Origin of the sequence: Streptomyces sp. NPDC059567 (assembly GCF_042735655.1) — a bacterium.
Taxonomy (GTDB): Bacteria; Actinomycetota; Actinomycetes; order Streptomycetales; family Streptomycetaceae; genus Streptomyces.
Genome location: NZ_JBHWBS010000004.1, coordinates 36,337 through 51,905, shown reverse-complemented (window position 1 = coordinate 51,905; position 15,569 = coordinate 36,337). Strand labels below are relative to the sequence as shown.

13 protein-coding genes and 2 pseudogenes are annotated in these 15,569 nt (G+C 70.4%); 8 read left to right on the top strand and 7 right to left on the bottom strand.

The window, feature by feature from the left end; genetic code table 11:
* Positions 1-169: 169 nt before the first annotated feature.
* A complete protein-coding gene (locus tag ACFVZW_RS03540) occupies positions 170-1,444 on the bottom strand; it encodes a VWA domain-containing protein (protein WP_384516148.1) in 1,275 nt (424 codons plus the stop codon).
* Between the two features lie 171 nt (positions 1,445-1,615).
* Positions 1,616-2,053: pseudogene (locus ACFVZW_RS03535) on the bottom strand (flavodoxin family protein); the annotation flags it as partial.
* A gap of 967 nt (positions 2,054-3,020) precedes the next feature.
* Here ACFVZW_RS03535 and ACFVZW_RS03530 point away from each other — a divergent pair.
* Positions 3,021-3,476 carry a hypothetical protein gene (locus ACFVZW_RS03530; RefSeq protein WP_384516145.1) on the top strand — a complete coding sequence of 152 codons (456 nt, stop codon included), beginning with the start codon at positions 3,021-3,023 and terminating at the stop codon, positions 3,474-3,476.
* 424 nt (positions 3,477-3,900) lie between these two features.
* On the opposite strand, the gene ACFVZW_RS03525 is transcribed toward ACFVZW_RS03530, so the two are convergent.
* The 5 genes and pseudogenes from ACFVZW_RS03525 to ACFVZW_RS03505 form a co-directional block, all read right to left on the bottom strand.
* A complete protein-coding gene (locus tag ACFVZW_RS03525) occupies positions 3,901-4,617 on the bottom strand; it encodes a flavodoxin family protein (protein ID WP_384516143.1) in 717 nt (238 codons plus the stop codon).
* Positions 4,618-4,828: 211 nt separating this feature from the next.
* Positions 4,829-5,110: pseudogene (locus ACFVZW_RS03520) on the bottom strand (flavodoxin family protein); the annotation flags it as partial.
* Between the two features lie 136 nt (positions 5,111-5,246).
* On the bottom strand, positions 5,247-6,191 hold the full coding sequence (locus ACFVZW_RS03515) for an endonuclease/exonuclease/phosphatase family protein (RefSeq protein WP_384516140.1): 945 nt from the start codon (positions 6,189-6,191) through the stop codon (positions 5,247-5,249).
* Positions 6,192-6,300: 109 nt separating this feature from the next.
* On the bottom strand, positions 6,301-7,470 hold the full coding sequence (locus ACFVZW_RS03510; protein ID WP_384516138.1) for a YncE family protein: 1,170 nt from the start codon (positions 7,468-7,470) through the stop codon (positions 6,301-6,303).
* Positions 7,467-8,090, bottom strand: coding sequence for an ankyrin repeat domain-containing protein (locus ACFVZW_RS03505; protein WP_384516135.1), 624 nt, complete (start codon positions 8,088-8,090; stop codon positions 7,467-7,469). The genes ACFVZW_RS03510 and ACFVZW_RS03505 overlap by 4 nt, the downstream gene beginning before the upstream one ends.
* A 240-nt stretch (positions 8,091-8,330) precedes the next feature.
* Here ACFVZW_RS03505 and ACFVZW_RS03500 point away from each other — a divergent pair, with 240 nt between their 5' ends.
* The 7 genes from ACFVZW_RS03500 (at position 8,331) to ACFVZW_RS03470 (ending at position 15,530) form a co-directional block, all read left to right on the top strand.
* Positions 8,331-8,795, top strand: a complete 465-nt coding sequence (locus ACFVZW_RS03500) for a hypothetical protein (protein WP_384516132.1) — start codon at positions 8,331-8,333, stop codon at positions 8,793-8,795.
* Positions 8,796-8,964: 169 nt separating this feature from the next.
* On the top strand, positions 8,965-10,185 hold the full coding sequence (locus ACFVZW_RS03495) for an RNA ligase (protein ID WP_384516130.1): 1,221 nt from the start codon (positions 8,965-8,967) through the stop codon (positions 10,183-10,185).
* Between the two features lie 2 nt (positions 10,186-10,187).
* Positions 10,188-11,105 carry an AAA family ATPase gene (locus ACFVZW_RS03490; RefSeq protein ID WP_384516128.1) on the top strand — a complete coding sequence of 306 codons (918 nt, stop codon included), beginning with the start codon at positions 10,188-10,190 and terminating at the stop codon, positions 11,103-11,105.
* Positions 11,106-11,365: 260 nt separating this feature from the next.
* Positions 11,366-12,565 carry a serine hydrolase domain-containing protein gene (locus tag ACFVZW_RS03485; protein WP_384516410.1) on the top strand — a complete coding sequence of 400 codons (1,200 nt, stop codon included), beginning with the start codon at positions 11,366-11,368 and terminating at the stop codon, positions 12,563-12,565.
* A gap of 75 nt (positions 12,566-12,640) precedes the next feature.
* A complete protein-coding gene (locus tag ACFVZW_RS03480; protein WP_384516125.1) occupies positions 12,641-13,396 on the top strand; it encodes a (Fe-S)-binding protein in 756 nt (251 codons plus the stop codon).
* Entirely contained in the window at positions 13,393-14,877 is a 1,485-nt protein-coding gene (locus tag ACFVZW_RS03475; protein WP_384516122.1) for a lactate utilization protein B, read from the top strand. The genes ACFVZW_RS03480 and ACFVZW_RS03475 overlap by 4 nt, the downstream gene beginning before the upstream one ends.
* A complete protein-coding gene (locus ACFVZW_RS03470) occupies positions 14,874-15,530 on the top strand; it encodes a lactate utilization protein C (protein ID WP_384516119.1) in 657 nt (218 codons plus the stop codon). Before ACFVZW_RS03475 ends, ACFVZW_RS03470 begins: the two co-directional genes overlap by 4 nt.
* The last annotated feature ends 39 nt before the right edge of the window (positions 15,531-15,569 follow it).

Here is a 15,569-nt window from a genome sequence, read left to right as displayed (position 1 = left end):
CCCGGGGGGGGGGGTCGTGCTGGTGGTCCCCGCCCCGGGGGCCCGGGCCGCGGCGGCGGCCCCCCCGCGCCCGCGGGGGGCGGGGGGGCCCGGGGGGGGGGCCCCCCGGCGGGGCCGAGGAGCCCGGCGGCCGCGAGGAGGACGGTGGTCAGCGTGCGTACGGTACGCATCAGTTGGTCCTCCAGACGGCGACGCGCCAGCGGGACAGCCAGCCCCACAGCAGACCACCCACGAAACCGGCCAGTACCAGCACGCCGAGCAGCCACCAGCCGCGGCCGAGGCCGAAGGCGGCCACGTCGGACGCCTCGTCGGGCGCGTCGACCAGGTCGACGGTCAGCTCGATCGGCATCCCGGGGGTCGTCTTCACCGACGGCGGCGCGGAGAAGGAGTTGCTGACCTGGAGGCAGACGGTCTCCGCCGCGGGCTTGGTGTCCGCGTCGATGTCGTCGAGCGGCGGCTTGGGATAGCGCAGCCCGGTCGAGATGACGTCCGTACGTCCGTCACCGGCCTCGGAGCCCCGCACGACCTCACGGCCGTGCACGGTCACCGCGCGCAGCAGGACGCCGTAGTCGTCGTTGACGGCGCGGTCGGCGGCCACGCTCACCGAGGCGCGCAGCTCCTGTCCGGGCAGCACGTCCACCCGGTACCAGCGGTGGCGGCCGAAGACCTGGCGGTCGGTGTAGAGCCCGGCCTTGAGCTGCGGGGCGTCGGCACAGCGCTCGGCGCCCTCGGTGGCCACCGGGGTGACCACCGGGTCCGCCGCCCGGTCGACCAGCTGGCGGACCCTCTTGGAGAGTTCCTCGGTGTGCCGGACCGAGGTGTACGTACCGCCGGTCGCCTCGGCGATGCAGGTGAGCTGCTGCCGGATCTTGGCGTTCGGCACCAGGCCCAGCGTGTCGATGGTCAGATGGATGCCCTTGGCGGCGATGTCCCGCGCCACCTCGCAGGGGTCGAGCGGGGCGCAGGTGTCCTCCCCGTCCGTGATGAGCACGATCCGGCGGGTGGCCTCACCGCCCTTGAGGTCCTCGGCCGCCCCGAGCAGGGCGGGGCCGATCGGGGTCCAGCCGGTGGGGGCCAGCGTGGCCACCGCCGTCTTCGCCTCGGTCCGGTCGAGGGGGCCGACGGGATAGAGCTGCTTGGTGTCCTCGCAGCCCTTCTTCCGGTCCGGTCCCGGATAGTTGGCGCCGAGGGTGCGTATGCCGAGCTGCACCTCCTCGGGCACTGCGTCGAGCACCTCGTTGAAGGCCTGCTTGGCAGCGGCCATCCGGGACTGGCCGTCGATGTCGCGGGCCCGCATCGAGCCGCTGACGTCGAGGACCAGCTCGACCTTGGGGGGTTCCTTGGCCGCCGGTTCGTCGGCGGCGGCGCCGGTCGGGACGAGCCCGACGGCCAGGGCGGCGAGCAGCGCGCAGGCTCCGGTCGCCAGCCGTTTTCTCGTGATCATCTGCCGGATCGTAGGGATGATCGTCCGACAATCCAAAACGACGCCGTGGGCGGACTCCTGAGGGGCTGTCCGCGCACGGTGAGCCGGCGCGCTCCGACGGACATCCGGGCGCGGCCCGCGCCCCGACGGCGCCGGGGCGTGTCCGGCGGATCAGGGCCGGATCCGCCGGCGCTAGCGGTGTTCCGGGTTCGGGAAGTCCGCGCGGCAGCCGGCGTCCCAGGCCGTGCGCTGGTTGCCGTGCGGCGGAATGCCGCCCGCGCGCTTGAGCATCCCCGCCAGATGCATCAGGTTCCACGCCACGAAGGAGGTGTTGCGGTTGGTGAAGTCGTTCTCGGGGCCGCCCGAACCCGGGTCCAGATACGACGGCCCGGGGCCCGCCTCGCCGATCCAGCCCGCGTCCGCCTGCGGCGGGATCACATAGCCCAGGTGCTGGAGGCTGTAGAGCACGTTCATCGCGCAGTGCTTGACCCCGTCCTCGTTCCCCGTGATCAGACAGCCGCCCACCCGGCCGTAATAGGCGTACTGCCCCTCGCTGTTGAGGAGGCTGGAGCAGGCGTACAGCCGCTCGATCACCTGCTTCATCACCGAGCTGTTGTCGCCGAGCCAGATCTGCGGAACACTCTGGCGCCCTATCTGGCCAGCGAGTGCCCGACCGGACGGACGTCCGGCATCTGCGAGACGCCGGCCGAGATCCCAGGATGGCTATTGCCGGGGGAGAACGGGGCAAGGGTCTCATCGGGGCAGCGGCAAGTCGCAGCGTCGGCTGCGGCGGGAGTGAGCGCCTGCTTGCCATCGAACCGCCACGCCGAGGTCATAGGACAAGCTGAGTTCCCATCACAACATCAGCATCAGAGCATAATTGCGTGAACGCCGACAGGAGCGGCCGCCCCGCCCCGTAGCGATTCCGGGAACAGGCACTGCCGTATCGTCAGATGCCGGTGAGTATGAATGTGGCCCAGTCAGAAGGGTGGCCGAACGGTTTGCTGGCGTCCCAGATCCGCTTGGCCAGCAGTCCAAGGTGTGCGGAGTCCTCCGCGGTGCGCAGTCCGTCGACAACGAGTTCGGCATTGATGTCATGATGAATCCCGCTGCGACAAGCTCCGAGCGGATACGTTCAGAATCTCTCCACGGCTACGTGTCTGCAACGGCTGGGGGCGCGTCCGCCGCTGGCCGCGTACGGCGCTCTGTGCGGTGTCCGGGCCAGAGCGACGCCTCGAAGATCTGGACGTCGGACACGCCCTCACCCTGCTCGCAGAGCGCCTGGTACGTCTCTGGCGCCGGTTGACCACGGCCCCGGCCCGGCGTTGACTCGCTCGACCGGGCATGGAATCTCACCCACGCATTCGCTTTCATTGACCGATCCACTTTGGATCGCATTCATCATTGAATCGTGCGCGAAATGCGAGAATCCTGCCGACTTGCGATCAGGATTGCGGAGTGCTGCTCTGGAATAGGCAGGGGGTAAAGGGCGAAATGATCCGGGCCCGAATGAGTGGCGTTCAGCCGAAGTAGGGGGAACAACACGTCGTGTGACGACGGGATTCCCCGCGCTGCGGCCCGCTATCGGAGGTTCACGATGACACAGGTCTCTGCTGCCCGCATTCCACTACGCCAGATCATGGCCGTGCTCTTGACGGCCGCCCTGACGTTCTCCCTCTCGGTGGTGCTCACCGTCACCTCGACGAAAGAAGCAGCTGCCTTGTGCTCGGCCAACCGGTTCAACGGAACGTGGCGCTCGTCCGACGCGAGGCTGAAGCGTATCGACGTATGGCAGGGAGAGGACTGCCACCTGTACGCCAGAGCCTGGTCCGTCTGCGAGCACGACTCGTCGCGTATCTGCAGCTGGGGAAACAGGAGAATGGGAGACAGCCCCGAGCCGAACTTCCAGTTCGTCGGATACAACTGGAGCAACGCCAATGAGGTGCTGCACCTGCGGATGCAGGACAGGTCTCACATCTCGGTGTGGGACAGCACCGACTACCACAACGGTAAGAAGGTCAGCTTCACGGTCACGATGTACAAGAGCCGTTGAGCCTGCGAAGGCCGGCAACTCCGCCCGCGCCCGCTACTGGACGAGACCCCCTACCAAGACAGGTGGGGGGCCTCGCTGCTCGTCCCCCGCCCCCGACATGATGGGAACCGCGCTGGGGTGGGCCCTGTTCGCGGATGCCGTGCCGGCTTGAAGAGCGAACGGAAGCACTGACGGGACGACTTGGGGACCCCGGCGCCGTTCGAGCGAAAGCCGGACCCGTGGACCGTGCGCAGCAGGTAAGCCATCGCATGCCAGGCATCGGCCTGGTCCCGAGGCGGGGCACGAACCCGGCCGGCGTAATTTCACACAACTCACGAACGGCCCTCTCAGGTTGTGGTTTTGACCTGGGGTTTGCGGCTGTGAGGTAGTAGGCGGTCTCGTATTCGGCAGCTGGGACGTTCGTACCTCCGCCCCTGGACTGCACTCAGCGGTGCTCGGGGTTCTCGAAGTCGAAGCGGCAGCCGGCGTCCCACTCGGAGCGCTGGTTTCCGTGGGCGGGGATGCCACCAGTGTCCTTGAGCATCCTCGCCAGGTGGAGCTGGTTCCAGGTCATGAAGGTCGCGTTGCGGTTCGTGAAGTCGTTGTCCGGCCCGCCGGAGCCGGGGTCGAGGTACGACGGGCCCGGGCCCGCCTCGCCGACCCAGCCCGCGTCCGCCTGCGGCGGAATGACGTATCCGAGGTGCTGGAGGCTGTAGAGGACGTTCATCGCGCAGTGCTTGGCGCCGTCCTCGTTGCCGGTGATCAGGCAGCCGCCCACACGACCGTAGTAGGCGTACTGGCCGCGCTCGTTGAGGATCGACGAGCAGGCGTACAGGCGCTCGATCACCTTCTTCATGACTGAGGAGTTGTCTCCCAGCCATACAGGTCCAGCCAAGGTAAGGATGTCCGCGGCCATCACCTTCGAGTAGATGACGGGCCACTCGTCGGTCTCCCAGCCGTGCTCCGTCATGTCGGGCCACACCCCGGTCGCGATGTCGAGATCCACCGCTCGCAGCACCTCAACCTCGACGCCCTGGCGCTCCATGATCCCGCTACTGATGTCGATCAGCCCCTGAGTGTGGCTCCGCTCCGGCGAACGCTTGAGCGTGCAATTGATCACCAGGGCGCGGAGGCCACGGTAGGACGTGCCAGTGTCGGTCATGGATGTGTTCCCCTGCGGACGAGTGGGCGGGTCGGGCGGCGAAACACGCCCGGTTGCCGACGTCGATGGGGCTCCGGGTTGGGCCGGCCGAAAATCCCGTCTACTCTCTCGCCTCGTGGGACGGCATGACCGAACGCCACGGCAGTGCTGACGAAGTCGTCTGCCCAATCACCCGCGTGGCCTCACAGTCATGACATGTATCGCCGAATCAGATCGGACCGCACAGTACGAGGATGTCCGCCCGCATGACCCGCTCGTACAGCTCGGGCCACGCGTCCGACTCCCACCCGTGCTCGGTCATGTCCGGCCACACCCCGGTCGCGATGTCGTGGTCGACGGCCCGCACGAGGTCGGTCGCCACTCCCTGCCGCTCCATCACGGCCCTGCTGCGGTCGATCAGCCCCTCGGTGTTGCTGACCTCGGGGGAGCGCTTGAGCGTGCAGTTGACGTACAGGGCGCGCAGATCGGCGTAGCGGTACGGAGTCTCGGACATCGGCCGTCTCCTCGCGGGGCGTGGGAGCTGAGGGCACCGCCGTGGCGCGACACCCTCACCAGCCTCTCCACCCGGGGCCGGACCGGCCATCCCGGGGCGACCGACCGGATGACGGCGGGTCGGCGTACGTCCTTCGTCAGAACCGCACCCGCGCCGCCACCGGCAGATGGTCGCTGCCGGTGGAGGGCAGCGTCCACGTCGTGGTGACCTCGGCGCCCCGGGCCAGCACGTGGTCGATGCGCGCGAGGGGCACGTCGGCGGGCCAGCTGAAGGCGAACTCGCCGCGGCTGCCGCGCACCTGGTCCATGACAGGACCGAGCCCCCGGTCGGCGGCGGTGCCGTTGAGGTCGCCGAGGACCAGCACCGCGACGGCCCGCTCCGAAGCGAGGGCGCGGCCGAGCCGCCCCGCGCTCTCGTCGCGCCACTGCGTGGCGTACCCCTCAATAGCCCGCACCCTGACGGACGGCAGGTGGGCCACGTACGTCGCCACCTTCCCGCGCGGGCCGTTCACGACGGCGCGGAGCCCGCGGTCCCAACCGTCGTCCACCTCACGCGGTTTGATGTCGACCCGGGCGACGTCCGTCAGCGGATACTTCGACCACAGCCCGACCGTGCCCACGGCGGCGTGATGCGGATGCGTCCGGCCGAGGGCGATCCGGTACGCGGGGAGGCTCGACTCCGTCAGCTCCTCGAGCGCGACGACATCGGGGTCCGGACCGAGGAGGATCCTCGCGACTCGGGACGGGCTGGTGTTCTCGTCGCTCACGTTGTGCTGGACCACGGTCATCTCGTCCGCGCCCCGCGCGCCGGGCTCCGAGGACGGCGGCAGCGCCGCCCGGAAGACGACCAGCCAGACGGCGGCGAGCACCAGGGACGCCACCGCCGCGACGGCCGACCGGCGGACGACGGCCACCACCAGCCCGACCGGCACGGCGAGGCCCAGCCACGGCAGGAAGGTCTCGACCAGGCTCATCACGTTCCCCGGCAGGCGGGGCACGGAGGAGGCGAACAGCAGCAGTCCTCCGGCGACGGCCAGCACCGCCCCGGTGACCAGCCCCCGCGTCCCTCTGATCGCTTCCATCGCATGCCTCCCGGGGTGAGGACGTGGTTCGGACGGAACCAGTTCCCGTGCCGGGGGCATTCTCCGTGGTCAGGGACGGTGCGCGTCGCGGGCAGTCGGCTTCGGTGGGTCAGGGACCGGCCGACGGCCCGGCCGGCCGCATGACCGCGATGCCGAGCGGTCGCTCCCCGACGGCGAGGCGCCGGGTGTCCCCGGTCCGCAGGTCGATCACGGTGATGCCGTTCCAGTAGCCGTCCCGGGTGAAGCCGCCCGTGACGTACGCGGTGCGGCCGTCCTCCGACACCGTGACGTCCTCGTGGGGGCCTTCGAGCGGGTGGACCTTCTCGGTGCTGTCGGGCGCGCGGACCGTGAGCGACGGGCCCTGGTCCTCGTCGGGGTCGATGGGGCCCGTGCCGACGACGAGGAGGGTGCCGCCGGGGGTGATCGCGGCACCGTGCTGGTGGGTGTCGGCGGTCATCGTCTCGATCTCCGTGCGGCCGGTCCGCGGATCGACGACCGCGAGCCGCTCGCCCTCGAAGGGGAGCAGCAGCCTGCCGTCGGAGGGGCGGACGGCGGTGTAGTGCGGCTTGAGCCAGGAGCCGAGACCGCCTTCGGTGCCGTACGGGGCGACCTCGATGCGGCGCGGATCGAGCGTGTCCGCCCGGACCACCGTCACATCGAAGGAGTCGTGGTTCGTCGCGTACACCTCGGAGCCGTCCCGCGAGACGTCGACGTCGAAGGGTCGCCGGCCGACGGGGACGGTGGCGGTCACCTCGCGGCTCGCGGTGTCGATGACCTCCAGGGTGCCGTTCCCGTCGGGGACGTTGACGCCGACGTAGACCCGCTTGCCGTCGGGAGCCAGCGCGATGCCCATACCGCCGCCGCGGTACTCGCCGGTGGTGACGGGGCCGGTGTCGGTCTCGTACGGGATGAGGGCGAGGCGTTGGCGGGTGCGGGTGTCGACGACGGCGACACCCTCGGCGGTGGCCACCCAGGCGCGCCCGTCGGCACCGACGACCAGGCCGTACGGCGCGGTCCCCACCTCGACCGAGCCGAGCGCGCCGCGCTTCGGGTCGACGAAGGTGACGGTGTCGGAGCCGAAGTCGGCGACGAGGAGGGTGCCGGCCGGGGTGGGCGTGGGAGCCGCCGCGGGAGGCGTCGAGCGGGACGAGGCGGGCGCGGAGGTGTCGCGTGCCGTGGCGTCGGCGCCCTGGCCGGGCGCGCAGCCGGCGAGGACGGCCGCGACCGCGGCGGCGGGTACGAGGACGCGCGCGGCGCGCCCCGGGCGGAGGGAGGTCATCGGGCGGTCCTCCGTCCGGAGCGCGCCGACGCGGCCTCGAGGAGGCCGGCGATGCCGGCGAAGCCGCGGCGCCGCGCGTGGTCGAGAGGAGTCGTACCGTCGTGGTCCGCGAGCAGGGGATCCGCCCCGGCGGTGATCAGCAGCTCGACGATCTCCTCGTGCCGGCGACCGCCGTCGCCGAGGATGACCGCCTCCAGCAGAGCGGTCCAGCCGAGCCGGTTGACGTGGTCGACGTCCATGTCGGTCTCGCGCAGCACGGCCCGTACGTACGCCACGTGGCCGCACTCCGCGGCGGGGATGAGCGAGGTCCCGCCGAAGCGGTTGGTCAGCGACAGATCGGGGTTCGCGCGGAGGAGCACGCGCATCATCGACACGCTGCCCGTCACTCCGGTGACCAGCCACGGCGTGTCCGCCCGGCTGTCGGGCGCGTCGGGATCGGCGCCCGCCTCGACCAACAGGGCGGCGGCGTCCACCTGGTCCGCCCGCGCGGCCCGCAGCAAGGGGGTGCGACGCTCCGCGTCACGGCACTCGACGTCCGCTCCGGCACCGAGCGCGGCAGCGATCCCGGTGGTGTCCCCGCGGTGGGCGGCCGCGAGCAGCAGCCGGTCGTTCGGATCCATGGACGTTCTCCTTCTCACGGCTGTCGGCAGCACGGACGTCGCCCCTTTCCGGTGGACGGCGCAGGCGGTCGGTCCGCTCTCCTCACCATCGTGCGTCCGCCGACGGCCACCGCCGGTCGACCCGGTGGATCTCCGTGGGGAACCGTCCGGTGGACGGCGGGGTCATCCGAACGGATGACCCGTTAAGTGCCGCTAAAGTGATCACCTACGACCAACTCTGTTCATTCTTTTGGGGGATTCGTGCGTTTCAAGCACACTCTGGCCGCCGCCTGCGCGGCGGCCATGGCCGCCCTGATCGTGCCGCTCGCGGCCACGCCCGCCGCTGCCGCCGTCCCGACCACGGGCGACTCCGTGGAGGCGGGGGACTTCTCCTTCTCCGGAAGCTTCGAGATCGGGTGGCGTGCGAACAAGCTGGACCCCGTCAAGATCACGCTTCGGGACCAGCGGGCCGACGGCTACGCGGTCGGCGCGCGGCTGGTCACCGGCGGCGCGAACGGCAAGATCACGTGGCGGATGCGGACCATCCCGTCCGGCCAGGACACCGCCTCGTGGACGACGTACGCGGCCCCCGGCGGCTGGATCAGCTACGCGTACTTCGAGGTCTGCAAGGTCAAGGTGAGCAACGGCGCCGTCTCGTACTGCCACACCACGCGCGTGATGAACAACCCGATCTCGGACGAGGACAACGTCCCCTTCCCGGGCTGACCCTGACGGCTCGACCGAGCCGAGAGCTCAAGTGAGCCGAGGGTTCGTGCGAGTGCAGAGGAGGGACGCCCGGCCGACGGGCGCCTCTCCTCTCGTGCCACCACGAAAAGCATTGTCCGACCGGGTTCTTCGCAGGTGAGAATGGGCCGTCACCGACCAGGAGGAACCCATGAGCCAGGCATACCTGACTCTCCAGGAGCTGCTGCCGCCGCAGGAGCTGACCGCGGCCATCGACGCCGGGCACGTCACCCGCAAGGCACACCCCGAGCTGCCGCTGTCGATCTACACGTACACCCGCGCCTGCCAGTACGAGCGGATCTGGAACCGGGTGACCACGCGCTGCCGTGGACTGGTCGCCGACGACGCCACCGGCGAGATCGTCGCGCTGCCCCTGCCGAAGTTCTTCAACATCGGTGAGCACGAGACCGGTCAGCCCTACGCGCCCGCGCTGCCCGACGAGCCCTTCGACGTCTACGACAAGGTCGACGGCAGCCTCGCGGTGATCTTCCACTACGCGGGCCGGTGGCAGGTGGCCTCCAAGGGCTCCTTCATCAGCGCCCAGGCGACCTGGGCGCAGCGCCGGCTCGACGCCCGGGACACCGGCGCGCTGACTCCCGGAGTCACCTACCTCGCCGAGATCCTCTACCCGCAGAACCGCATCGTCGTGGACTACGGCGACCGCCGGGACCTGGTCCTCCTCGCCGCCTTCGGCCCGGACGGCACCGAGGTGCCCCTGGCCGAGGCCGCGACCGCGTGGACGGAGATCGGAACCGTCGTACGGACCTGGCCCGCGATGTCCCTCACCGAACTGATCGCGCTCACCGAGTCGAACACGCTGCCCGGCGGCCGCACCGCCACCGGCACCGACGCCGAGGGCTTCGTCCTGCGGTACGCCTCGGGCGTGCGGGCGAAGGCCAAGCTGAGCGAGTACGTACGGCTGCACAAGGTGCTGACCGGGGTCACCGAGCGGGACATCTGGCGCAGCCACGGCATCCAGCGCTTCGCCGGAATGGCCGTCAAGCGGCTGGCGTCGGGCCTGGGGTGCTCGGTCGCCGAACTCGGCGGCATCAGGGCCTCGGGCGGCCGGCCGCTGGACGCGCTGCTGGAACAGGTGCCGGACGAGTTCGACGCCTGGGTCCGCGGGGTCATCGCCCGGCTGGAGGACGAGGCGGCAGCGCGCGAGCAGGCCATCGACGAGGCGTACAAGCGCGTCACCCACCTGGCCGCGGACCGGGGTGCCTTCGCCCGGGCGGTCAAGGCGCTGCCGGTCGCCCCGGAGATCCGGTCGGCCCTGTTCCTGCGCCTCGACGGACGACCGACCGACCTGGTCGTCTGGCGCTCCGTCAGGCCGGAGGCGGCCGACCCGTTCACCACCGACGAGGAGAACTGACCGTGCCCGTAGTACACGTCATGACGGGACTCCCCGCCTCGGGGAAGACCACGGCCGCCCGGCGGCTGCAGGCGGAGTCCGAGGGCCGGATGCGCCGCGTCAACCTCGACGACCTGCGCACGATGCTCGACGTCCCGGCCCCCGAGCGCGGCCGCTCGCACGCGCACGAGCGGACCGTCCTCGACATCCAGGACGCCGCGGTCCGCTCAGCCGTCGAGGGCGGCTTCGACGTGGTCGTCGACAACACGCATCTGACCCCGCACATCCCCAAGCGGCTCATGGCCGCCGTGACCGGCCTCGACGCCGGCTTCGTCGTGCACGACTTCACCGACGTGCCCGTGGAGGAGTGCGTACGACGCGATGCCGCGCGCGAGCGATCCGTCGGCGAGGAGATCATCCGCATCCTTGCCGACAAGCACGCCAAGGCCACCCGCGGCGGCTGGCGGCTGACCGCCGAGTGGCTGAGCAAGCGGCCCTCCGCAGCCCCCTACGTCCCCGACCCGGAGCTGCCGTCCGCGGTGATGTGCGACATCGACGGCACGCTTGCGCTGCGAGGCGACCGAGGCCCGTACGACTTCACGCGCTGCGACCTCGACCTGATCAACGTCTCGGTACGGCAGGCCCTGCGGGCCTTCCGCAGCGCCGAGAACGACACGATCGTCCTGGTCTCCGGCCGCAGCGAGGACCACCGGGCGATGACCGAGGCGTGGCTCGCGCAGCACGGAGTCCCGTACGACGAGCTGTGGATGCGGGCCGCGGACGACGGGCGCAGCGACGACATCGTGAAGGCCGAGCTCTTCGACGCGCATGTACGTCACCGGTTCGCGGTACGGGTCTCGCTCGACGACCGCGACCGCGTGGTCGCCCTCTGGCGCCACATGGGCCTGCCGACCTGGCAGGTCAACTACGGCAACTTCTAGGCCCGGGCCGGTTGGCTCGTGCGGCTGGGAGAACATGGGCCAGTGGCCCCTGTCCACCCGCACGAGCCCCCAGCATCGCGGAGGGGTTCGTCAAATCGGGCCGACAGCACTCACCGTGCACGGTCCGCACGTCCGGCCTAGCCTGAATGAGGGGGTTCTCGCCCTCGTCTGGCAGGAGGCCTGCCGTGAGGTACTCGCAAGCGCACTCGCCGTCGCAGGCGCGATGGCGCCGGGTCTGCGTGGTTCTCGCCGCGACCGGCATGCTGGCCGTCCCCGCCTCGGCAGGGGCGGCGGCGTTCTCCGGGCCCGCCCCCGCCGCCGCGTACAGCGCCGCGCAGCTCGCTCCTTCCGCCTCGAACGGCGAGTTCGTCGAACTCACCCCGGCCGTGGAGGCACGCCTGGACACCGCGATCCGCGACGTCATGCGGGAAGCCCGGATTCCGGGAGTGATGGTCTCGCTCTCCGCTCCCGGCAAGGGGGAGTACGTCAAGACCTTCGGCATCGCCGACAAGGCCACCCAAGCCCCCATGAACACCGACCTCTACATGCGGATCGGCAGCGTCACGAAGACGTTCACCGTGACCGCCATGCTCGAACTGGTCGACCAGGGCGAGGTCGGTCTGGACGACACGATCGACAAGTACGTCGACGGCGTCCCGAACGGCGACAAGATCACACTGCGCCAACTCGCCGAAATGCGCAGCGGGTTGTTCAACTACTCCGCGGACGAGGGGTTCTACAAGGCCCTGACGTCCAACCCGGACCGGCCCTGGACGCCACAGGAACTGCTCGACATCGCCTTCAAGCACCCCGTGAACTTCCAGCCGGGCGCGCAGTTCGAGTACTGCAACACCAATCTGATCCTGCTCGGCCTCGTCGTGGAGAAGGCCGGCGGTCAGCCCCTGAACGAGTTCATCCAGGAGAACGTCATCGAGCCGGCCGGGCTGCGCCACACCCTCTTCCCGACGGGCGCCGAGTTCCCCAGCCCCCACGCCCACGGCTACACCAACCAGACGGCGTCCGGGAAGATCGAGGACTCCACGAACTGGGACCCTTCCTGGGGCTGGGCGGCGGGAGCCATGATCTCCCAGCTCGGGGACCTGCGCACCTGGGCACGCATCCTCGCCACCGGCACCCTGCTCACCCCCGAGACCCAGGCACAACGCCTCGACGTCGTCCCGACCGGCCTGGCCGGCGCGGGATACGGGCTGGGCATCTTCAACGTCCAGGGATGGATCGGCCACAACGGCTCGCTGCCCGGATACGAGTCACTGGTGGTCTACCTGCCCGAAGCGAAGGCCACGATGGTCGTGATGCTGAACACGGACGTCGATCACGACGGACAGGAACCGAGCACGCTCTTCGGCCAGGCGATCACCCGCATCGTGAGCCCGGAGCACGTCTTCAACATCCCGGTGGTCCAGCCGCCCCCGACGTCGAAGCCACCGTCCACGTCCTGAGCCGCAGTTCCGCATCCGGCCGCCGGTGCGGTATGAACCTCGGAGGAGGCCGTCCGACCGATACGAAGGAGCCCGATGCGTGTCGCACTGTTCCTGACCTGCGTGAACGACACGCTCTATCCGGACACCGGGCGGGCGGTGGTGAGGCTTCTGGGGCGGCTCGGTGTGGATGTGGACTTTCCGCTGGGTCAGACGTGTTGCGGTCAGGCTCACTACAACACCGGTTACCGCCATGAGGCGGAGCCGCTGGCTCACCGCTTCGCGGAGGTGTTCGGTGGGTACGACGCGATCGTGACGCCGTCGGGGTCGTGCGGGGCGATGGTGCGGGAGCTGTATCCGCGGATGGGCGAGCGGGCGCGGGCGGAAGGGCGTGGGGAGGGGCTCGCGCTGGCGGTGGCGCCGGTGGTGCCGAAGACGTACGAGCTGACGGAGTTCCTGGTGGATGTGCTGGGTGTGACGGACGTCGGCGCGTACTACCCGCACAAGGTCACCTACCACCCGACGTGCCACGGCCTGCGCGGTCTCGGACTCGGCGACCGGCCCCTGCGGCTCCTGACGGCGGTCAAGGGCCTGGAGCTGGTGGAGCTGCCGGGCGCGGAGGAATGCTGCGGTTTCGGTGGCACCTTCGCCGTGAAGAACGCGGACGTCTCGGCGGCGATGGGCGCCGACAAGGTCCGGAACGCCGTCTCGACCGGCGCGGAGGTGCTGTGCGCGGCGGACAACTCCTGTCTGATGCACATCGGCGGGACGATGACCCGCCTCGACGTGGGGATGCGGCCGGTGCACATCGCGGAGATCCTGGCGAGCACGGAAGCGGAGCCGGTGGCATGAGCGGAACGTTCGTGGGGATGCCGTCCTTCCCCGAGGCCGCGCACGAAGCCGTACGCAACACCACCCTGCGGGCGAACCTGCGGCACGCCACCCACACCATCCGTGACCGGCGGACCAAGGCGGTCGCCGAACTGGACGACTGGGCGGAGCTGCGGGAGGCCGGCAAGCAGATCAAGGACCACACGCTCCGTCATCTGGACACGTATCTGGTCCAGTTGGAGGAGTCCGTCACGGCGGCGGGCGGCACCGTGCACTGGGCGGCCGATGCCGACGAGGCGAACCGGATCGTCGCCGGCCTGGTGAAGGCGACCGGCGAGAGCGAGGTCGTCAAGGTCAAGTCGATGGCCACGCAGGAGATCGGTCTGAACGAGGCGCTGGAGGCCGAGGGCATCACCGCCTACGAGACCGACCTGGCGGAGCTCATCGTCCAGCTCGGCAACGACCGCCCCTCCCACATCCTCGTACCCGCCATCCACCGCAACCGCGGCGAGATCCGTGACATCTTCGCCCGGGAGATGGGGCGTTGGGGCCGTCCGGCGCCGGAAGGGCTGACCGACACTCCCGCCGAGCTGGCGGAGGCGGCCCGGCTGCACCTCCGGGAGAAGTTCCTGCGGGCGAAGGTCGGTGTCTCCGGTGCCAACTTCATGGTCGCCGAGACCGGCACCCTCGTCGTCGTCGAGTCCGAAGGCAACGGCCGCATGTGCCTGACGCTGCCCGAGACCCTGATCTCGGTGGTGGGTATCGAAAAGACCGTGCCGACCTGGCGCGATCTGGAGGTGTTCCTGCAGACGCTGCCGCGTTCGTCGACCGCGGAGCGGATGAATCCGTACACGTCGATGTGGACCGGCACCACCGACGGCGACGGCCCGCGGGCCTTCCACCTGGTCCTTCTCGACAACGGCCGCACCGACACCCTCGCCGACGACGTCGGCCGCCAGGCCCTGCGCTGCATCCGCTGCTCCGCCTGCCTCAATGTCTGCCCCGTCTACGAGAGGGCCGGGGGTCATGCCTACGGCTCCGTCTACCCCGGCCCCATCGGCGCGATCCTCAGCCCCCAACTCCGCGGCACGGCAAGCGAGATCGATGCCTCACTGCCGTACGCCTCCACTCTGTGCGGAGCCTGCTACGACGTCTGTCCCGTCGCCATCGACATCCCCGAAGTCCTCGTCCACCTCCGCGAACGCATCGCCCAAGGAGGCGCGGCCACCCGCGACGGCACCAAGGTGACACTCAAACCCGCCAAGGGCCACGCTGCCGAGCGCGCTGCCATGCGCGCCGCACAGTGGGCGTTCCGTCACCCCGGCGTGCTCGCCGCCGGCCAGCGCCTTGCGGCGCGCACCCGCCGCTTCCATCCCCGTACGGTGCCGGGTCCGGGCCGTGCCTGGACGGCGACGAGGGACCTGCCGACCGTGCCGGCCGAGTCGTTCCGGGACTGGTGGCAGCGGACGCAGGGCGCGGGAGCGAAGGAGAACGGACGATGAGTGGCAGGGACGTCATCCTGGGGCGGATTCGGCGCGCGCTCGGCCCGCACGGGGCCCCCGGCGCGCCCGAGCAGGCCCCCGAGCATGCTGTCGACCGCCGATATCTGCGCGAGCACGGGTCACGGACGACGGAGCGGATGGTCGACCTTCTGGCCGAGAACCTCGCCGACTACCGGGCGATCGTGCACCGCACGGACGCGGAGGAGCTGCCGTATCTGATCATGAGGCTGCTCGCCGCGCGGGGCCCGCAGTACGTCCTCGTGCCTCCCGGGCTGCCGCCCGAGTGGATGTCGGCCGCGGATCCCACCCGGGTCCATGACCGGGCCGCGAGCACCTCGCACGAGCTCGACCGGGTGGAGAGCGTCGTCACCGGCTGCGCCGTGGCGATCGCCGAGACCGGGACCCTCGTCCTGGACGGCAGTCCCGACCAGGGCCGCCGCCGCATCACCCTCGTCCCCGACCACCACATCTGCGTCGTACGCGTCCCCGACCAGGTCGTCTCCTCCGTGCCCCAGGCCCTCGAACGCCTCGACCCCACCCGCCCCCTCACCTGGATCTCCGGCCCGTCCGCGACCAGCGACATCGAACTCGACCGGGTGGAAGGAGTGCACGGCCCGCGCACCCTGGAGGTCGTCCTGCTGGGCGGATCCTGAGCCCCGACCGTCCCCGCCGCACCGCGTCTACCCTGGGTG